At 43.0% G+C, this 20,231-nt stretch carries 21 protein-coding genes; 14 read left to right on the top strand and 7 right to left on the bottom strand.

From position 1 onward, the window contains the following. Nucleotides 1–164: 164 nt before the first annotated feature. Complete coding sequence (locus tag MusilaSJ_RS18380; protein ID WP_274986326.1) at nucleotides 165–1,397, bottom strand: serpin family protein; 1,233 nt, start codon at nucleotides 1,395–1,397, stop codon at nucleotides 165–167. 153 nt (nucleotides 1,398–1,550) lie between these two features. On the opposite strand from MusilaSJ_RS18380, the gene MusilaSJ_RS18375 reads away from it, so the two are divergent. From MusilaSJ_RS18375 to MusilaSJ_RS18360, 4 genes are all read left to right on the top strand, one after another. Further along, a complete protein-coding gene (locus MusilaSJ_RS18375) occupies nucleotides 1,551–2,795 on the top strand; it encodes an alkaline phosphatase family protein (protein ID WP_274986325.1) in 1,245 nt (414 codons plus the stop codon). Nucleotides 2,796–3,190: 395 nt separating this feature from the next. Then, nucleotides 3,191–4,060: a hypothetical protein gene (locus MusilaSJ_RS18370; RefSeq protein ID WP_274986324.1), complete on the top strand. Its 870-nt coding sequence runs from the start codon at nucleotides 3,191–3,193 to the stop codon at nucleotides 4,058–4,060. Between the two features lie 143 nt (nucleotides 4,061–4,203). Beyond that, the gene (locus MusilaSJ_RS18365; RefSeq protein ID WP_274986323.1) at nucleotides 4,204–4,617 is read left to right on the top strand and encodes a hypothetical protein; all 414 of its coding nucleotides are present in this window, start codon (nucleotides 4,204–4,206) and stop codon (nucleotides 4,615–4,617) included. A gap of 31 nt (nucleotides 4,618–4,648) precedes the next feature. Then, entirely contained in the window at nucleotides 4,649–5,485 is an 837-nt protein-coding gene (locus MusilaSJ_RS18360; RefSeq protein ID WP_274986322.1) for a DUF6263 family protein, read from the top strand. Nucleotides 5,486–5,585: 100 nt separating this feature from the next. Here MusilaSJ_RS18360 and MusilaSJ_RS18355 read toward each other — a convergent pair whose 3' ends face one another. Next, nucleotides 5,586–6,467, bottom strand: coding sequence for an alpha/beta hydrolase (locus MusilaSJ_RS18355; RefSeq protein ID WP_274986321.1), 882 nt, complete (start codon nucleotides 6,465–6,467; stop codon nucleotides 5,586–5,588). Nucleotides 6,468–6,668: 201 nt separating this feature from the next. Here MusilaSJ_RS18355 and trxA point away from each other — a divergent pair, with 201 nt between their 5' ends. From trxA to MusilaSJ_RS18320, 7 genes are all read left to right on the top strand, one after another. Further along, entirely contained in the window at nucleotides 6,669–6,965 is a 297-nt protein-coding gene (trxA, locus tag MusilaSJ_RS18350) for a thioredoxin (RefSeq protein ID WP_090530271.1), read from the top strand. Nucleotides 6,966–7,094: 129 nt separating this feature from the next. Beyond that, nucleotides 7,095–7,748 (top strand): TetR family transcriptional regulator C-terminal domain-containing protein, encoded by a 654-nt coding sequence (locus MusilaSJ_RS18345; RefSeq protein WP_274986320.1) that lies wholly within the window; start codon nucleotides 7,095–7,097, stop codon nucleotides 7,746–7,748. Nucleotides 7,749–7,754: 6 nt separating this feature from the next. Beyond that, complete coding sequence (locus MusilaSJ_RS18340; RefSeq protein WP_274986319.1) at nucleotides 7,755–9,113, top strand: ABC1 kinase family protein; 1,359 nt, start codon at nucleotides 7,755–7,757, stop codon at nucleotides 9,111–9,113. 145 nt (nucleotides 9,114–9,258) lie between these two features. Next, on the top strand, nucleotides 9,259–9,573 hold the full coding sequence (locus MusilaSJ_RS18335; protein WP_274986318.1) for a Dabb family protein: 315 nt from the start codon (nucleotides 9,259–9,261) through the stop codon (nucleotides 9,571–9,573). 79 nt (nucleotides 9,574–9,652) lie between these two features. After that, the gene (locus MusilaSJ_RS18330; RefSeq protein WP_274986317.1) at nucleotides 9,653–11,119 is read left to right on the top strand and encodes an SDR family oxidoreductase; all 1,467 of its coding nucleotides are present in this window, start codon (nucleotides 9,653–9,655) and stop codon (nucleotides 11,117–11,119) included. A 43-nt stretch (nucleotides 11,120–11,162) separates the two neighbouring features. Then, nucleotides 11,163–12,071, top strand: coding sequence for a TIGR01777 family oxidoreductase (locus MusilaSJ_RS18325; protein ID WP_274986316.1), 909 nt, complete (start codon nucleotides 11,163–11,165; stop codon nucleotides 12,069–12,071). Further along, nucleotides 12,061–13,374, top strand: a complete 1,314-nt coding sequence (locus MusilaSJ_RS18320) for a cryptochrome/photolyase family protein (RefSeq protein ID WP_274986315.1) — start codon at nucleotides 12,061–12,063, stop codon at nucleotides 13,372–13,374. The genes MusilaSJ_RS18325 and MusilaSJ_RS18320 overlap by 11 nt, the downstream gene beginning before the upstream one ends. A gap of 14 nt (nucleotides 13,375–13,388) precedes the next feature. On the opposite strand, the gene MusilaSJ_RS18315 is transcribed toward MusilaSJ_RS18320, so the two are convergent. After that, the gene (locus tag MusilaSJ_RS18315) at nucleotides 13,389–13,844 is read right to left on the bottom strand and encodes a hypothetical protein (protein WP_274986314.1); all 456 of its coding nucleotides are present in this window, start codon (nucleotides 13,842–13,844) and stop codon (nucleotides 13,389–13,391) included. 180 nt (nucleotides 13,845–14,024) lie between these two features. Here MusilaSJ_RS18315 and MusilaSJ_RS18310 point away from each other — a divergent pair, with 180 nt between their 5' ends. Together MusilaSJ_RS18310 and MusilaSJ_RS18305 are read left to right on the top strand one after the other, a co-directional pair. Beyond that, entirely contained in the window at nucleotides 14,025–14,471 is a 447-nt protein-coding gene (locus MusilaSJ_RS18310; RefSeq protein WP_274986313.1) for a DUF4372 domain-containing protein, read from the top strand. A gap of 1 nt (nucleotide 14,472) precedes the next feature. After that, a complete protein-coding gene (locus MusilaSJ_RS18305) occupies nucleotides 14,473–15,129 on the top strand; it encodes an IS4 family transposase (protein ID WP_274990467.1) in 657 nt (218 codons plus the stop codon). A 198-nt stretch (nucleotides 15,130–15,327) separates the two neighbouring features. Here the strand turns inward: MusilaSJ_RS18305 and MusilaSJ_RS18300 are convergent, their stop codons facing one another. The 4 genes from MusilaSJ_RS18300 to ggt form a co-directional block, all read right to left on the bottom strand. Continuing rightward, on the bottom strand, nucleotides 15,328–16,239 hold the full coding sequence (locus MusilaSJ_RS18300) for an FKBP-type peptidyl-prolyl cis-trans isomerase (protein ID WP_274986312.1): 912 nt from the start codon (nucleotides 16,237–16,239) through the stop codon (nucleotides 15,328–15,330). A gap of 73 nt (nucleotides 16,240–16,312) precedes the next feature. Continuing rightward, complete coding sequence (locus MusilaSJ_RS18295) at nucleotides 16,313–16,813, bottom strand: FKBP-type peptidyl-prolyl cis-trans isomerase (protein WP_274986311.1); 501 nt, start codon at nucleotides 16,811–16,813, stop codon at nucleotides 16,313–16,315. A 347-nt stretch (nucleotides 16,814–17,160) separates the two neighbouring features. After that, nucleotides 17,161–17,604: a MarR family winged helix-turn-helix transcriptional regulator gene (locus MusilaSJ_RS18290; protein WP_090530294.1), complete on the bottom strand. Its 444-nt coding sequence runs from the start codon at nucleotides 17,602–17,604 to the stop codon at nucleotides 17,161–17,163. A gap of 141 nt (nucleotides 17,605–17,745) precedes the next feature. Further along, nucleotides 17,746–19,467 (bottom strand): gamma-glutamyltransferase, encoded by a 1,722-nt coding sequence (gene ggt / locus MusilaSJ_RS18285; protein ID WP_274986310.1) that lies wholly within the window; start codon nucleotides 19,465–19,467, stop codon nucleotides 17,746–17,748. A gap of 244 nt (nucleotides 19,468–19,711) precedes the next feature. On the opposite strand from ggt, the gene MusilaSJ_RS18280 reads away from it, so the two are divergent. Further along, nucleotides 19,712–20,206, top strand: coding sequence for a hypothetical protein (locus tag MusilaSJ_RS18280; protein WP_112653225.1), 495 nt, complete (start codon nucleotides 19,712–19,714; stop codon nucleotides 20,204–20,206). The last annotated feature ends 25 nt before the right edge of the window (nucleotides 20,207–20,231 follow it).

Genomic DNA, 20,231 nt, shown 5'->3' with positions numbered 1-20,231 from the left:
ACTAACCCTAATCTCCAATCACAAACAACCACTTCACACTGAAGAATTTACCACTGCCGATGTTTTGAATAGCAGGTCTTAAGTCAATCGTAAATCTAAGTGTTTTACAATTGAAAGTTCCATTACTATTTGTGAAAGCTTGTAACATATACCCCCAGCACACTTTATTCACTCAGCGCCGGGTTTCTCACGATCCCTTCAAATAGTATCAGCCCGGTTTTCATTTCACGTATCGCAAAAATGAAAGGTTTATTAAAAACGTGAGTTGGTGGGGCTGCCGTGGTCACTATCCCAACAGATGTTACCGCCGCGGCTTCGGTACCGTCTTCATTCACATCAATATATGCTTTGTGTTTTACCTCGGATATAGTAAGGCCGCCACCCGCGTTAATGCGACTAAAATCAGCCATATCGCTAAAGGCAATGCTCATCCCTAATGATTTTAAAATATCATTCAGCGTAATATCATAGCTAAATTTAAACCTGGGCATGGTAATGTCCGATTTACCGGCGGTGAGTTTACCCATCAGTAAATTCCATTTATTTGAATCAAGGCCCTGCGCAAAGCTTTTTATATCTTCATCGGGCATCATCAATATCATGCTGTATTTACTGTTACTATAAGGCAGTTCAACCACGTTTGTACCATTATAATACGCGCTTTTAAAGTCGGCATGGCTATTGGTCATAAAATCAGCTTGTACAGTGCCGCCATTTGACAAGCGAAATGGCGCCTTAAAGGTTTCTTTCGCATCAAAACGGGTTTTCCATATGCTTTTAAAATAAATGGCATTGATGAGGTACATCCGGGCCCCATCCGAAATTTTATCAAGGATCTTTGGAATCTTGCTATTAGTTTGCTGGCTTACCCAACCATTAATAGTAGTTAGGGATGCTGATTCATTGCTAAAATCGAGGGTTTTTACTTCGGCATTATAAAAATCGGTATTGGTTTTCAGGAATGCCGGCAGCACCGTAAAATTATTAGCATACCAAATGGAATTGGCTATTTTAAGTGTAGTATTTGGATCGAGATCGGGGAGGTTTGTAATGAGATTATGATAGTAACTATTAACCTGATCTTCGGTAAAACTGCTAAACTCCATGGTTTTGCGGATATCTGTAAGGGTTTGCCCGCTGGCGCCGTTACTGGTCATCCCTATGGCAAAGCTTACGCTTAATGGCGAAATGATGAGGTTTTTATCCGCGTCAAGGCTATTTACATTAGCGCTGAAAAGCTTTAAGGTAAAAGCATTACCGGGTCCAATCTGTTGCTGTTCGGTTGCGGAAAGCACCAGGTCTTTACCCGGATCTTTATTAACAGGGCTGATACCTCCCTTTTTACAGGCGGTTATGGCTAAAATTCCAAAACAAAGTAAGGTTAGTTTGCGCGTCATGGCTGATAGGTTTATAATTACATTACGGCCTGTAAATCATTTACGCTACAGCTCGTTAAAAATTTAACGGCCCAAAAAGCATAACAATTTTTTAACTCCTGTACTTTTAAAACACCGTAATTTAGTCCTTCAAAAAAACACTCACTTGTACCGATGCGAAATCTACTTAAAACCGCAGCTTTTGTCTTCCTGATATTGGCGAGGCTGAATACCGCCGCCCAAACCCGCAAAGCAGTCTTTATCATTGCTGATGGCATCCCCGCAGATGTTATTGAAAAATTGAATACCCCTAACCTGAAACTGATAGCCAAGCAGGGTACCTACCTCCGTGCGCATGTTGGCGGCGAAAAAGGCGGTTATTCGCAAACGCCAACCATATCGGCAAATGGTTATAACAGTTTACTTACTGCTACCTGGGTTAACAAACACAACGTTTGGGGCAACGATATTAAGGCGCCCAACTATAATTACTGGAATATATTCAGGATGTTTAAAAACGCTTATCCCAATAAAAAAACAGCCGTATTTAGCAGCTGGACAGATAACCGCACCAAGCTGATTGGCGATAAACTCCCTGAAGCAGGTAATATCCATCCCGATTATGTTTATGATGGTTATGAACTGGATACCGTTAAATTTCCGCATGATAAAGCCGGGAACTATATGCGCCTGATAGATGAGCAGGTAGCAGCAGCGGCAGCAGATTGTATTAAAGATAAAGCTCCCGACCTTTCATGGGTATACCTGGAATATACCGATGATATGGGGCATAAATACGGCGATAGCCCGCAATATTATGATGCTATTGAAAAAATGGATGCCCAGGCAGGCAAAATCTGGGCAGCAATACAATACCGGAAGCAACATTTTAAAGAAGACTGGCTGATTTTTATCACAACAGATCATGGCCGCGACGAAGCAACCGGTAAAAACCATGGCGGTCAAAGCACCCGCCAGCGCTCAACCTGGATGGTTACCAGCTACCGCCCGCTTAATAACTATGCTAAATTCTATACCCCGGGTATTGTTGATATAACGCCTTCCATCAATAGTTTTTTAAATGTAAAAGTACCCGAAGCACAACAACGTGAGATGGATGGCATCTCGCTTATCGGTCCGCTATCAGTGGCAGAACCTGCTGCCAATTATGTGCAGGGCTCATTGGATATCACATGGAAAGCGCTTGACCCTAAAGGCAGTGTTAAGGTTTGGTTAGCAGCCGATAACACTTTTAAAGAAGGTAAGGCCGATGATTATAAGCTGTTAGCTACTGTGCCGGTTACTAATGAGCATGTGCTGGTTGATGTTAAAAATATGCCTTCCAAATTTTATAAAGTTGTTATAGAAGGATTGAATAATACCGTGAACAGGTGGGTTGTGTTGGATGAGAAGAAATAGAACTGCAATTATAATTTTTACGACACTGTCCCCTTCTTTGCGTATGTATTGAAGGGGATTTGCATTTTATACACTTTCTTTTCTTATATATTCAAAATACAAACTACTTTGTATTGTGTACCCTTCCGGGGCTCCGTAAACTTGTGATATAAAAACAATCAAATCACAATGAAAAAGCCACAATTATGTACCTCTGGTGTAACGCCTGCAAACAGCAGCACGTTAAATTTTATTATGACAGTCATCCTCCCCCCTGTTCAACGGGTTATTTTATCTGAAAACAAAAGATTGTCCGTTGTTTTTTTGCAGGCAAATTACCTACATTAGATCATTGCCGGATAGTGCTGATCTGTTTACTACAATTATTAATACCATTACCTAACCTGTTTACTAACATGATTTTCAAAACCAATATGCGGATACTTATTGGCTGTGTTGTTACTGCACTATGTTTAAGTGCACAAGCCGCTTTCAGTCAAAACCAGTTCGAAAAAGAACTTACGCAAAAAATAGATGATTTCCTGGCGCCTATGCCTCAAACAAACCTGCAAACCACACAAGCGCAAAGTGAGCTATACCCCAGCGATGCCCCCGGCGGCATTTTAATACCATCGGGTTTTGGCGGATACGGCACTTACCTTTTTGGTGGCCTTGGCGCCACTTATCCCGAAGTATATCGTGATAACAAAGCCGATTTGATTGCCTCGGTAGGCGCCTGTGTTGGCAACCCAGTAAAAGCAATAAACTTTGCCGCCAGTTTAAATATGACTGATGTGCACAGGCTCAGGAATTTTTCCGGGAACTTTATTATAAGCCGCAAATTATTTGCAGGAACAAGTATCTCGGCCGGCGCATTGCAAATGTTTGCGGATGTAAGACAATCAGATGCGTCTGGCTCAACCTTTTATATGGCTGTAAGCCACGCTGTGCAAACTATTAAATCATTAACGCCAGGCTGTTCCAGGCTTAGTTATACAATTGGCATCGGGAGCGGCAGGTTTTATGAAAAAAGCCCGAAAGATATTGCTGCAGGCAAAGGAAAACATGGCACCGCTGTGTTTGGCAGCATATCCTACGAGCTTATTCAGCACGTAAACGTAAATGCCGAATGGACCGGTATGAACCTCGGTATTTCGGCAGGCGTCAGGCCATTCCCCGTGCCTTTAAGTTTAGCGGTGGGGGTTGCAAACCTTACACGGTATACCAATGATAAGGCCAATATGGTATTCTCTATCGGTTACCCGCTCTCCCTAAACCGACGATAATTCTTTCCCAGTAAAAAAATTAATTATTCATTAAAATATATAAAATCTATGAAAAAGATAATCATAGCAGCATTAGTCGCGTCCGCAACTTTGGCCATAAGTACCAATCGGGCCTCTGCACAGAGCAGAAACAATCAATCGGATTGGAATGTACCGCCCCCAATCCCGCCGGTACCGCCGATTCCACCGGTGCCACCGATCCCGCCGGTACCACCCATTCCACCGGTACCACCAATTCCGCCAGTGCCGCCCATTCCACCGGTACCACCAATTCCGCCGGTGCCGCCAATAACGCCGGTACCGCCGATTCCACCGGTGCCGCCAATACCGCCGGTGCCGCCGATTCCACCAGTACCGCCGATTCCGCCAGTGCCGCCGATTCCGCCGGTACCACCAATACCGCCGGTACCGCCGATTCCGCCAGTGCCACCAATACCGCCGGTACCGCCGATTCCGCCAGTGCCACCGATTCCGCCAGTGCCGCCAATACCGGGTTTAAAACCGTTGCATTAATCAGGACCAATCCACGGCAGTTAAATTTAACTGCCGTGGATTAAAAAACTTGTTCTCATTTAAATTAAAAATTACATGAAACCGCAAATATCAAAGCTTAAGACCATTTTAGCAGTACTGCTTACCGGCATATCAGCTTTAAGCAGCGCGCAAACGGCTCACCGTACATTTGCCTTTAAAAAAGGCGATCAGTTTCAGCGCACCTCCTTTTTAAGTTCAAACACCGTACTGCAGCGCGGCGATCAAAAGTTTAACATCAACAGCTTTTCATCAACTACCAAAGTGTATGATGTTATTGACGCCACCGGCCAGGGGTTTAACCTTGCAGTTACCACCAAACACATTGCCGATACGGTTGATGCCATGGGTAAAAAACTGGAGTATAGTTCAGACAAGCCCGCTAATGACAGCTCGGTAATAGCAAAAGCTCTTAACAACATTGCCGGTAAAGTTGCTTCGGTAAGCATCAATAAAAATGGAATCGTAACTGATGTTACCGATCCGGCGCTTCAATTTACAAATGATACACTGACAGCCTTTACCGGTTTACAGCAGGAGCAAATTGTAAAAGGCACAACTCTTGGGCTGCTGGCCGATTTTGTGATAACCCAATCACTTAAACCCGGCTATACCTGGGCCGACTCAACAATTGTGAACGGGCAAAAAACTAAAAACACTTTTTGGGTAGATAAACTTACTGACAAAACAACGACGGTGATTTTTGAAAGCGCCATTACCGGCGGCTATACCAACAGCAATACCAACGGGGTATATGTAATTGACAACCAAACCGGCGTAATCCTGGAGCGGATGATGAAAAGCATCATCAGTGGTTATCAGCTGCACAACCGCGTAGTTTATGCCGCGTCAAAACGCACAGCTTTTACCGAAAGCTGTTACAAGATACATTAGTCCCGAACGTAGGGGTACAATAAGGGCTATTGTTAAAAGAAGAGGCTATGCTGTTAAGTCATGCATATGCCTCTCTTTTTTATTCCTTTCTGTTGAACGCTTAATGAAGTTTCATCCTTTTTGCCACGGCGGGATGCAAATAATTATTGTCGCTTAGCCAGTCGGCCATACGCTGCGGCCAGGTACTAATACTTTGCAGCTTTGAGCGGTAACCCATATTAAAGCCATGATCGCCCTGGGTATAAATATGTACCTCAACCGGTATCTTTGCTTCGCGGTAACGCTGCAAAAGTTTTATTACCGGTGGCGAACAGCAAACATCATCATTAGCTGCCAATAAAAACGCCGGTGGGGCATTATAGGGCAATTTATCAGGGATATAAAGCGGTCCCGGATAAATCTGGATCAAAAACGACGGGCGGGCGTTTAGCCTGTCTATCGGGTCGGGCGCTTTCGAATCACCTTTGCCCTCGCCATACGCCACCATATCAACCACTTCGCCCCCGGCCGAAAAGCCCATCATCCCGATACGGGTTGTATCCACCCCATATTCTGCCGCTTTGCTGCGTACGAGCCGCATAGCGCGGTAGCCATCCTGTTTGGCATGTACATCAATTTTGTATGGCGATAGTGTATCCCTGCCCAAACGATATTTCAGTACAAAAACGGTAACACCCAAAGTATTAAGATATTTTGCAGGATCAACGCCTTCGGCAGTGTATACCAGCAAACGATGGCCACCGCCCGGGCATATCACCACCGCGGCGCCATTAGCTTTATCCTTCGGCGGCACAAAAACAGTAAGTGATGGATTATGGATATTTTTAACCCAATAGTCCTTAGCCTGCTCTGGCTCGTTGCGGCGGCTTTCAAAGCCCGGTGCTCCTTTTGGCCACAGCGGTATAACAGCGTCCTGGGCCACACCCGCAAAAGGGAGCGCAAAGAGTACCAGGAATAGGTAAGTGCTTAGTTTTGTTTGCATAAAGTAAATATAACTCATAGATGAGGGTTCATCATTAATACACTAAACTTTTACGCGGGTTAATGGTTAAATTTGAAGTAGCGTATAGTTCATGGATCATAGTTCATAGCAATGATTAGTAGTAATTAACAGACTTCAGTAGCAACAACCTGAAAACTATGAACCATCATCCATGAACCATGAACAACTAACAAAATACTTATGGCAAATTTCCAGGAAATAATAGCATCAGAAACACCGGTGCTGGTCGATTTTTCGGCCGAGTGGTGTGGGCCTTGTAAAATGATGCCACCTATACTGCACGATGTTAAAACAGCGTTAGGTGATAAAGTAAAGATCATCAAAATAGATATCGACAAAAACCCTGCAGCAGCCAGTGCTTACCGCATACAAAGCGTACCAACGCTTATGATTTTTCAAAAAGGGCAAAGCAAATGGCGCCAAAGCGGTGTAGTGCAGGCCAGACAACTGCAACAGGTGGTGGAGCAGTTTTTATAGCCTCACCCCCGGCCCTCTCCTTTGGAGAGGGAGTTTATATGATTAATTGAGACTTTTAAATTTTAACATATCAATTCAAAAGTCCTCTCCCTTGGAGAGGATTTAGGTGAGGCTTAAATCCCAATCAACATGGCAACTATCGAAAGCATCCAGACCGCGTATATCGATTATGTATTAACCGAAGGCGAACAGCCTAAGTCGGTTTATATCTTCGCTAAGCAAAATGAAATGAGCGAAGCCGAATTTTACCAGTTCTACGGTTCGTTTGAGGCGGTTGAGCAGGGCATTTGGGCTGGTTTTGCCACCAAAACACTGGCCGAGATCCGTGCACAGGAAGTTTGGGAAGGCTATACAGCACGTGAAAAAGCTTTATCATTTTTTTACGGTTTTTTTGAGTTGTTGAAAAGCAGCCGCAGCTTCGCGGTTTACAGCATTAAAAAGCAGCCCAAAGGTTTTACTACGCCCAGGGTATTCAGTCTGCTGAAAGACCTTTTTGAGGGCTTTGCAGATGAGATTTTGAAGGAAGGAATTGAAAGCACCGAACTAAGCGATCGTAAATACTTCTCCAAAAAGTATAAAGACGCGTTATGGATCCAGTTTGTCTTCGTACTTAACTTCTGGATCAACGATAACTCGGCAGGCTTTGAGAAAACCGATGAGGCCATCGAAAAAGGCATTAATGTAACTTTTGATCTTTTTCAACGCTCACCTATCGATAACCTTTTTGAATATGGTAAGTTTTTGGTGCAAAATGGTGGGATAAAGGATAAGATGGGATTTTAAAATAATATGGAAGATAAAGAGAAAGTCTCCCCTTCCGGGGGAGATTTAGAGGGGGCTCCCGAACAAAATAGCATACCCACTACCAAAGTACAGCGGTCGGCCAAATTTGTAAAAACAGGCATTAAAATTGGCGGCAATTATATTAAGCATTACTCCAAAAAGCTATTCAACCCTGATCTGGATAAATCGGAGTTGAACGAGGATAATGCCGCTGATATCTATCAATCATTAAGTGAGCTTAAAGGTAGCGCGCTCAAGGTAGCGCAAATGCTCAGCATGGATAAAAACCTGCTGCCGCAAGCTTATGTTGATAAGTTTACTCAATCGCAATACAATGCGCCGCCGCTTTCGGGACCACTTATTGTGCAAACATTCAGGAAGTATTTTGGTAAAAACCCCGATCAGATTTTTGATAAATTCAATATCCGCTCAACCAATGCAGCTTCGATAGGCCAGGTTCACCAGGCGGAGCTAAATGGCAAAAAGCTTGCAGTTAAGATCCAGTACCCTGGTGTAGGCGATTCTATCTCGTCTGACTTGAAACTTGTTAAGCCTTTTGCCTTCAGGATGCTGGGCATGAGCGAGAAGGAACTGGATGTTTACATGAAAGAGGTTGAAGAACGCCTGCTCGAGGAAACTGATTACGAATTGGAAGTACGCCGTTCTGTTGAGTTTTCTAAAGCCTGTGCCAATCTTGAAAATGTGGTATTCCCTAATTATTACCCCGAGCTAAGCAGTAAGCGAATTATCACCATGGACTGGCTGGAAGGCAAACACCTGAAAGAGTTTTTGGCCACCAATCCATCGCAGGATCTTCGCAACCAGATAGGTCAGGCTTTGTGGGATTTTTACAACTTTCAACAACATGAGCTCCGGGCCGTGCATGCCGACCCGCATCCCGGCAATTTTATGATCACACCAGCAGGTAAACTTGGGGTCATTGACTTTGGCTGCATTAAGGAAATGCCCGAGGATTTTTATTATCCCTTCTTTTCCCTTACATCAACCAATTTACTGGATAACAAGGAGGAAACCATCAAGGCATTCCGCCAGCTGGATATGATCCATAAAGGAGATACCCCGGCGCAGATCGAATTTTATTATACCCAGTATAAAGAGATGATTAGCCTGTTCGCGCAGCCATATATTACCGATACATTCGATTTTGGCCAAACTACGTTTTTTGATCAGTTGTATGGTTTTGGCGAGCGTATATCTAAAATGCCCGAGTTTAAACAGGCCCGCGGCGTTAAACATTTTATTTATGTAAACCGCACCAATTTTGGGCTTTATAATATTTTACATGAGTTAAAGGCTAAAGTTAAAACGGATACTTTTAAACCGCATGTGGTGTTGGAATATTAAAACCTCACCCCGCCCCTCTCCAAAGGAGAGGGAGTAAATTATTCGTCTTAAAGGCCTCTCCTTGCAGGGGATTTAGGTGAAGTAATCCAAATTAAAATAGGTTCTCAAAAATTCAGAAACGAAAACTTAACAACTATACAAACACATGCCAATACTAAAAAACACCTTCGTCCACCACGTACATTTCTGGCTTAAAAACAAAGCCGATAAAGATAAACTTATCGAAGGGCTTAACATCCTCCTTCTTATTCCGCACATCCGCGATATACATATCGGCATACCGGCCGATACCAACCGCGATGTGATCGACCGTTCATATGATTTATCACTATTGATCTTATTTGATTCGCCCGAAGCTCAGGAGGCTTACCAGGTTGACCCTACCCATGTGATATTTGCCGAAGAATACGCTAAGCCACTGTGCAGCAAAGTAGTGGTTACAGATAGTGTAAACATATAGGATATAGCTATTTATTAATTTATTATGAAGGCAGGCGTTTAGCTTAAAACCGCCTGCCTTTTTTGTTGTTTCACTATGCATGAAGGTTTTGCTTGCTGGTGCTAACGGCTATATAGGTACACGGCTTATCCCGGTTTTACTGGAGAACGGTCACGACGTAGTTTGCCTGATACGTGATAAACGTCGTTTTCATGAGCATAGCGATTTTAGCGGTAAAGTCACCCTCATTACCGGCGATCTGCTTAAAGAGTCAAATATCGAAGCATTTCCTGAAGATCTCGATGCAGCTTATTACCTGGTGCATTCCATGGCGCAAACACAGGATTTTGCCGCGCTCGAGGCTCTTTCGGCCCATAACTTTGTAAAGGCACTTGATAAAACCAGGTGCAAACAAACCATATTTTTAAGCGGGATTACCAACGACGAAAATCTTTCGCGCCACCTGGAATCACGACGGCATGTGGAGGATGTACTGAAAGAAGGCAAAGCAGCCTTAACCGTTTTGCGGGCGGCTATTATCATCGGTTCGGGTAGTGCCTCGTTCGAGATCATTCGTGACCTTACCGAAAAGCTTCCTGTGATGACCGTTCCTCGTTGGGTCAATACCAAATCCCAACCCATTGGCATCCGCGATGTACTTGGTTACCTGGAAGGTGTAATGCTAAATGAAAAATCTTACAACCGGGCCTTTGATATAGGCGGGCCGGATATCCTTTCTTTCAGGCAGATGATGCTTACTTATGCTGAGGTACGTAAGCTGAAAAGGTATATTATAACCATACCCTTCCTGTCTCCTAAAATATCATCGTATTGGCTGTATTTTGTTACTTCTACAAGCTTTACACTTGCTCAAAGCCTTGTAAACAGCATGAAGAACGAAACCATTATGCATGATCATAATATTGATGAGGTTGTGCCACGTAAATGCCTTACTTATAAAGAATGTCTTGAGCTTGCCTTTGTTAAAATTGAGCAAAACTCCATCGTTTCCAGCTGGAAAGATGCTTTTAACCAGGGTTACCTTAATCCCTGTTTTATGGACCAGATCAAGGTACCTCAAAACGGCACGCAGGAATACAAAGTAAAAATGCATTTTGAACGCCCGGCCAACGAAGTGTTTACCAATGTGCTTTCTATAGGCGGCAACCGCGGCTGGTATTATTGGGACTGGATTTGGAACATCCGCGGTTTCCTGGATAAGATCTTTGGTGGTGTTGGCTCGCGCCGGGGGCGCACAAGCAATATTGATATAAGCCCTGGTGATGTAATTGATTTTTGGCGGGTTTTGCTGGCCGACCGCGAAAACAAACGCCTCCTCCTGTACGCTGAAATGAAATTGCCGGGCGAAGCATGGCTTGAATTTAAAATAATTGAACGCCATGGTAAGCAAAGTTTAAGTCAGGTAGCTACCTTTAGGCCCAACGGCCTGTGGGGCCGCCTTTACTGGTATGCCATGTGGCCCTTTCACCTGTTTATATTTAAGGGCATGGCAAGGGAGATTGTTAATTATAAAGAAAAAGCCGGGACCATAGTCGATAGACCATAGTCCATAGCAATAGCGTATCAGGCAAAAACACTATCGACAAATTATGGGCAAAAGTATACTATTAACCGGAGGATCAGGATTACTGGGCACGCATCTCACCAAAGCATTATTGGCTAAGGGTTATACCGTAAGTCATTTAAGCAGAAAAGCCGGTAACAATCCGCAGGTAAAGACATTTGTATGGGATATCAACAAAGGCATCATTGATGAGCATTGTATCGACGGGGTTGATACCATCGTGCATCTGGCCGGCTCGGGCATTGCTGACAAGCACTGGACCGATGCCCGTAAAAAAGACCTGATCGATAGTCGCGTAAAATCAATTGATCTGGTGTATGATCTGCTAAAACGCAAACAGCATCAGGTTACTTCAGTTATCTCCGCATCAGGCATTGGTTATTACAGCGACCGTGGGGATGAACTGATGTATGAAACAAGCGCTCCGGCCAGGGATTTTATATCCCAATGTTGCGTTTTATGGGAAGCAGCTGTTGATGAGGGGGAAAAGTTTGGGGTTCGAATTTTGAAATTCCGTACTGGTGTAGTACTGGATAAAGATGGCGGTGCATTACCAACCCTTGCAAAACCTATAAAACTATATATTGGCTCGCCCATTGGCAGCGGTAAACAATGGGTACCCTGGATCCACTGGCAGGACGTGGTAGATATGTATCTATTAGGGATCGAAAACAAGGATCTTAGCGGCGTTTACAATATGGTTGCACCAAATCCTGTCACCAATAAGCAATTAACCCAGGCCGTTGCCAAACAATTACATAAACCATTGTGGGCGCCAAATGTGCCGGGCTTTGTGCTCAAACTTTTATTGGGCGAGATGAGCAGTATTGTGTTAGGAAGCACCAAAGTATCGGCACAAAAAATTGAGGACGCCGGGTTCAAATTTAAATTTACTAACCTGGAGGCTGCTTTAAGCGCGATATATGGGTCATAAAATACCGGTAACTTTATTCTGGTTCCGCCGCGATTTGCGGCTTGATGATAATGCGGGATTTTATCATGCCCTCAAAAGCGGGAACCCGGTTTTGCCCGTTTTTATTTTCGATAAAGAAATATTAGAAAAACTTGAAGACAAAGACGACGCACGTGTTACGTTCATTCATCAAACCATAGCAAGCTTAAGTGCCGAACTGCATAAACACGGCAGCAGCCTGATGGTATTGCACCACAAAGCCGCAGATGCCTGGGACAAGCTCATCAAAACATATAATATTGCCGGGGTTTATACCAACCATGACTACGAGCCTTACGCCACTAAACGCGATGATGAGGTACACGCAAAGCTTGAAGAACGTGGCATCCCCCTTAAAACCTATAAAGACCAGGTAATTTTTGAAAAGGATGAAGTTATAAAAGACGATGGCAAGCCTTACACCGTTTACACTCCATATCAGCGTAAATGGTACAGTATTCTAAAGCCATTTTATTTAAAGGCCTATCCAACAAAAAAATATCTTAAAAATCTTTATCAAACCGAAGCATTTCCTATCCCATCGTTAAAAGAAATGGGCTTTAAAAAAAGCGGTATGCCCTTGCCCGACAAAAGTTATGAAGGTGTAATTAAAGATTATAAAGAGCAGCGCGATTTCCCGGCCATTAAAGGCACCTCACATATTGGCATGCATTTACGCTTTGGTACCGTAAGCATCCGGGAGTTGGCAGCTACGGCCTACAGTCATGATGATAAAACCTGGCTTAATGAGCTCATCTGGCGCGAATTTTATATGATGATATTACATCATTTCCCTCATACGATGGACCATGCTTTCAGGCCGGAATATGACCGCATCCATTGGATAAACGATGAAAAACAGTTTGATGCCTGGTGCAAAGGCGAAACCGGTTTCCCAATCATTGATGCAGGGATGCGCGAACTGAATACAACCGGCTTTATGCACAATCGCGTGCGTATGATAGTAGCCAGCTTTTTAAGCAAAGACCTGCTGATTGACTGGCGATGGGGAGAACGCTATTTTGCCCGTAAACTGTTGGATTATGAAATGGCAAGCAATGTAGGCGGCTGGCAATGGGCTGCAGGTTCAGGTACCGATGCGGCGCCGTACTTCAGGATCTTTAACCCCGATGCCCAAACCAAAAAGTTTGACCCGGAACTTAAATACATAAAAAAATGGGTTCCGGAATATGCCGACTTCAGCAAATATCCAAAACCCATTGTTGATCACAGCAAAGCCCGCGACCGTTGTTTAGCAGCGTTTAAAAAAGCGCTGGCTAAATAAATAATATCTCAACCTTAATATACATAAAACGATATACCGTTCAATATATACCCACTGAGATCAGTCTGGCTTTGTGAGTAATAATAGTCTGAGTTAGTCGAGCTATAAAATTCGTATACAGGAATGGTTGGATAGGCTGGCGATCCTTGATAATAGCCCAATACACCTTCCAGTTGGAATCCAGCAGGATAAGTATTACCATGGGTAGTATAATAATGTGCCCCTGTGGATGGATTAACAAACCTATAAACCGCAGTATTATTAAAATTGGAACTTAACTGTCCGATAGAACCTTGATAAACAAACCCTCCACTACCATTAGGGCCAAGCTCGTTTAGGTTGTTAGTATAAAAGTGCTTGTGATGTGTTGCATTATAATACTGGTAAATAGTTACCATTGTTTGGGCCTTTACAGTGTTGGACAGTCCTGATATCAAGGCAAATAAGAGAACTAAATAAATCTTTTTCATGCTTTTTTAAGCAAAAAAAAAGTTCATCATATTTTATTATTATTTAATATTAATAAATAGTCATTAGTGTCCATTAAAAAATAAAAATAGTTCTTTGAAGTTATTGATAGTCTATTGTTAAGTGCTCATTAATAGCGTGACGATTTGAATTGATTAAGTTAGTCGGTCAACCGGCATGGTATGAATCAAGGCAAATATGTTTTCTCACAATTATTAGAATTTCTTCCACAGCGTGTATTTGATGGGATCGTGAAGAAGTATGAGGGAGATAAGTATGTGAGACACTTTTCGTGTTGGAACCAGTTGTTATGTATGCTGTCTGGTCAGCTTACTAACCGGGATAGCTTGCGCGATCTAATCATTACATTGGAAGCCCATAGTAAAAAATCATATCATTTAGGTCTTGGAAAAAGCGTAACCCGAAGCAACCTTGCCAAAACCAACGAAACTCGGAACAGCAAGATATTCGAGGAGTATGCTTATCACTTGATCAGCATCGCCCGAAGTAAAGGCGCTAATGAAGATTTTGAGGTAAAAGGCAAGATATATGCGTTTGATTCATCTACCATAGATCTCTGCCTGAGTGTATTTGGTGGGCAAAGTTTCGTAAAGCCAAAGGTGGCATAAAATTCATACCCTTTTTGACATTACCACCCAAATACCAGCCTTTATACACATCACTTCAGCTTCGGTAAACGATGTGAATGCTATGGATCACATTACCTATGAAGAAGGTGCTTATTATATTTTTGACCGTGGCTATGTTGACTTTTCCAGGTTATATACCATTACTCAAAGAAAGGCTTACTTTGTGATATGGGCTAAATCAAGCCTGAAATATCGCAGGCTATATTCTGCCAAAGTTGACAAATCCATCGGAGTGCTATGCGATCAGACAGGTAGGTTGACTGGCTTTTATACTGCCAAAGATTACCCGGAAAAACTGCGAAGGGTAAAGTATTATGATAAGGAAAGCGAAAGAACGTTCGTTTTCCTGACCAATAATATGGAAGTAACAGCGGCTCAGGTAGCGCTTCTTTATAAAAATCGCTGGCAAATAGAATTGTTCTTTAAATGGATAAAACAGCATCTTAAGATCAAATCCTTTTGGGGTACCTCTGAAAATGCGGTTCGCATTCAACTCTACTGTGCAATTATCGCCTATTGTCTGGTGGCAATCGTTGCAGAAGACCTGAAAACAGGCCGTTCAACCTACGAAATGTTACAGGTAATTGGCATATCGTTACTGGATAAAACTCCTGTAAAGAACTACTTAAAAGAATAGATTACAAAAATGTCAAAGAACTAAGTTATAATCAACTGTTCCTCAGCTTGTTTAAGTGGACAGTTATGATAAGTAGTAATAACACAAAGTAAATTCTATGATATGGTAATTTCAGCAAACACTCAAAATCCATTGTTGATCATGCCGCCCAAACACGAAAGGTGCATAGCCGTTTAAAAAAGTGCTAACCAAGTAATATTAGTTACTAACTGTAGCTATTGTAAAATCAAAGTAAAGCACAACGTTGGGGCCAATCGCGGTACTACTGCCTGCAGTACCGTAACCAAACCTTGATGGTATTATCATTGATATAACAACGCCGGCTGTTTGGCCATTCAATGCCTTACCAACTCCCGTTGCCAGACTACCAACGGTTTGGGAATAAGAAGTTTGGGTATCGAATATATTATCATTCAAAAATTTACCAGTATAAGCCGTGGTGATGTATGAATCATTAGTTATTTCGTCTGTTCCAGTACCAGGTGTTCCTACTTTGTAGTATACACCATCGGCCGTTTTGGTAAATCCGGTAAGCCCTTTGGTTTTGATATAATTTTTAATAATAGCGTCATCATACAGCTCCTGGTTTGAAACCACATTAATATAATAGTCCAAACTTTGGTTACCTCCGATATGGGTATTTGCATTGCTTGAGCTGCCCGATCCGTAACCGTTAACGCCATAAGCCAAATGAGATGGGATGATCACCCTTGCAGCCGTACCTTTATATTTTATCAGGTTGTGGATAGCTGTCTGTAAACCTTTGGGCAGTGAGTTGCTAACATGTCCCAGGTAACCGTAAAAATGGTTTGTATTAAGCGAGTCAACAGATACAAACTTACCATCGAGCGTGCGAACGGTAAATACAAATGAGATCTGATCTGAGTAATCCATCGGTGTACCACGGCCTTGTGAAAGAATCTTGTAGTATATGCCGGTTGTATCACCGTCGGTAGTATCTCGTAACATACCAGTGATGCTGTTTGCCGCTATATAATTCTTGATCTGGGTGTCGTCATATTGCTTAATGTCCGGATCGTTCCTGTCTTTCCGGCATGATATAAGGCCTATAGAGATAAGTACTAAGAGCGTAAAAATAGTTTGTTTCATTTATTATAATTTGTCTTTTTAACCGCCTAAAGCTATTGCCGGCCGGCCTATATTGTCCTTTTATCTGGCTTTATTAATTGGTTACGTTATACAGCTGAATTTGAAAATCAAGCACTGAATTTGCCGGCAAATGTATCGAATCCTGCGCATATGGCCCATAAGCATAACGCGATGGGATCAGCAACCGTACCTTACCTCCCGGTTTGATCTGCGGGATACCCAACTGCCAGCCTTTTATTACCCCCCCCAATATATAGGTAGGATGAAACTGATCCGTTTGGGCAAATACAACACCCGATGTTAGTATTTTGCCGGTATAACCAACTGTAACCTGTGTCGAACTGGTGTAAAGCACATTACCTGTTCCTCCTTCTCCATCGTTTACTATGTAATAAACACCTGTTGTATCCACCCGCTTCGCCTTTATCGATGTATTGGCAGCAAGGTAGTCGCTTATGATCTTATCATCAATAGCGGCCTGTGCCCGGTATTGTACAGCAGGGTCAACAGATGATTTAACACATCCAAAAACAATGGTGCTTAACAGCAGTAAAACTAACAGTATCCTGTTCATCAATTCAAAAGGCAAATTTATTCTTTTAAAATAGAAAAACGGCAGCTTAACACTTTTTAACAATTAATAAAAAGCAGGCACCGTTTAAAACACCCGATAAGGGATATTTCGAAGGTAAAACGCTCGATTTTAAGTAAAAGTGTGGGCGCTGCGCGGTCATTTTATCATTTGGTCATTAAGTGATTGCCTGGCATACTGTCGATAACTTAACGACTCCAAGCATAATGATTAATGACACGAAGTAAATGCCTCGATGACTGCAAAGCAAAATGACAGCGTAGCATAATAACGCGCAACATAATGACCCAATGACAGCGCAGCGCAATGACGCGAAGCAAAATGACCAATCAGGGTTTATAGTTAACGGTAAGCTTGTTCAGCTTTTTAAGCGTTTCGATGAGGTGTTGTTTATCGGCTTCGCTGATGTTAGCATCGAGGTAATTATTGAACTGGCGTACTATTACACGGGCCTGGTGTCGTTTTTCTTTACCTAACGCAGTAAGGTAAATTTTAACCGAACGCTTATCGCCCTCGTTGCTTTCACGATATATCAACCCGGTGGTTTCCAGTTGACTAAGCATGCGCGACAAGCTGGTTGATTTAAGCCCCAGCAAGGCAGCAGCCTGCGATACGGTAGTACCTTCCTTTTCGTCGATATTAATGAGCAGGTAACCTATTGACTGTGTAAAGCCAAACTCCGTCACCAACTGGTTGTAACGGTTAGCCATGGTTTGCCACACTATCTTTATAAAATAGTCGATAGTTTCCTGGTGTTTTACATTATTATGCATGCATACCAAACGTAAGAAATGCTTATTGATTACGCAAGGGCTTTGTTCATTTGTTCACTGGTTCATTGGTACTGTACAGCTGAAAATTATGCAGGCGCATCCTCACCAAACACCAATGAACTAATGAACCAGTGAACTAACCTACCAACCCATCTTGGTATCATCCCCTCTCGGGTCGGCCCCGCCTTCGTAATAGCCCCATTTAGTTTTGAGGATAGCATCAACGCGGCCAATGGATTTGGTGGTTACAATCTTATATCCTTTGCTTTGTAGCTTGCCAACTGTAGTACTGTCAACACCGTCCTTCTCAATAGTTACTTCGTCGGGAAGCCACTGGCTGTGGAAACGCTTTGAAGCAACAGCCTGCTGCATGTTCTGATTAAATTCAATTACATTGAGTATGGTTTGGAAAACAGAGGTAATAATAGTTGAGCCGCCGGGGGTTCCTACTACCATGAACAGCTTGCCGTCCTTTTCAACAATAGTGGGCGTCATGGATGATAACATCCGCTTGCCAGGCTGAATGCTGTTAGCCTTGCCACCAACCAGCCCGTACATGTTTGGCACACCAGGCTTGGAGCTAAAATCATCCATTTCATTATTCAGCAAAAAGCCCGCCCCGCCTACAAAGATCTTTGAGCCAAAGCTATCATTCAACGTGGTAGTAACGGATACCGCGTTGCCTTCCCTGTCCACAATGGAATAATGCGTGGTCTGGTCGCTTTCATAACCAACAAATGAGCCTGGTTGGATACTGGCACTTGGCGTAGCAGCATCCCAGCTAAAGCTTTTCATGCGCGATGTGATATAAGCCGGCTGGAGCAGGCTATCAACCGGCACTTTATAAAAGTCCGGATCGCCAAGGTATTTGGAACGGTCTGCGTATACCCGGCGCTCGGCCTCCACGATAAGCCTGATGGTAGAATCCTGATTGTAGCCCCATCTTTTCAGCGGATAAGGCTCAACTGACTTCAGCAATTGCAATAAAGCAATCCCCCCGCTTGAAGGCGGCGGCATGGTAATGATCTTGTAATCCTTGTATTTACCAACGATTGCATCACGCCAAACAGCATGATAGTTTTTGAGATCAGCTTTCGTGATAAGGCCATTCCCCAGTTTCATTTCATCAACAATCAAATCCGCAACAGGCCCGTCATAAAAACCGTCACGGCCTTTATCACGGATCTGTTCAAATGTTTTGGCCAGGTCTTCCTGTACCAGTAGATCACCCTCTTTCCATTCCCCGTCCTTTATCAAATAATTTTTACCCGGGTTTAGCTTTTTAAATTGTTGAGCGGTACGGTTAAGATCGCTGGCCAAATGTTTGGTTATTTTAAAACCATTGCGGGCAAGTTTAATGGCCGGTTCAATCAAATCGGCCCATTTCAGTTTGCCGTATTTATGATGAGCCTCAATCATTCCATCAACTGATCCCGGCACGCCCAATGCTTTGTGGGTATACAAACTCATATTGGGGATTACATTACCTGCCGAATCAAGATACATATTAACATTAGCTGCACCCGGGCCTTTTTCCCTAAAATCAAGTGTGCTTGTTTTACCGTTACCGGCACGGTAAACCATGAAACCGCCGCCACCTATGTTCCCGGCTTCGGGCAAAGTGACTGCCAAAGCAAATTGCACCGCTACGGCGGCATCAACTGCATTACCTCCTCTCTTCAATATATCAAGCCCCACCTGTGCGGCATCCGGATATGCGCAAACTACCATTCCGTTACGGTACTGACCGCTGTTATTGACCCCGAGCTGCCTTGGTGCACATCCCGGTAAAACAAAAAATATTACGGATAAAAACAGGACCTGGCATTTCAGATTATTTATTTTAAGGCGGTTTATAGTCATTACAGCAATTTAATTTTCACTAAAATAGCTTATTTGGGTACTTAATTTAACAATCCGGAACCATTCTTTTCTATTGAAAACCAATTCAATACCAATCAAAGCACAATGTTTTTTATACGCGGATACCATAAAAAGGCAATTCCGGCGTTTATTTGCATGAAATAAGAAAGCTTAAAATCGAGCTAAACAAGCTGGTCACTTTTTTGTTACAGCTACATTATTGTCAATCATTAAATTCATCTGCATGAAAAAATTAACGTACCTTTTATTATTTTCCGTATCCTTTTTATTGATCAGCAAAAACTCACAGGCTCAAGACTATAAAACAGCAGTAGGTTTAAAATTTGGCGCATACGAAGTTGGCCCCTCTGTTAAATATTTTATGGATAAAGGCACCGCGCTTGAAGGCATCCTGGGCATCCGCGATCATGGCGTGGTATTAACCGGCTTGTATGAATTAAACCAGCAAGCTTTTAATGTTGATAAACTGAGCTTTTATTATGGCTTTGGTGGTCACCTCGGTTCGGTAGGCAATGGCTATTACAAACGTTTTGGCGGCGACGACGAATACTACAACGGCAAACACATCCTGATAGGTGCCGATGCTGTTATCGGTTTGGAATATGTTATCCCTAATGCGCCAATTGCTATCAGCCTTGACCTTAATCCGCGACTTGAACTGGCAAGAGGGCCATTTTTTGATATCGCACCCGGACTGGGATTGAAGTATACCTTCTAAAAAATAAAAGAGATTATCATCACCT

It is taken from the genome of Mucilaginibacter sp. SJ (assembly GCF_028993635.1).
In the GTDB taxonomy this organism is placed as follows: domain Bacteria; phylum Bacteroidota; class Bacteroidia; order Sphingobacteriales; family Sphingobacteriaceae; genus Mucilaginibacter.
Note: the sequence above shows the minus strand (reverse complement) of the source record. Positions and strands in the feature narration are given on the sequence as shown.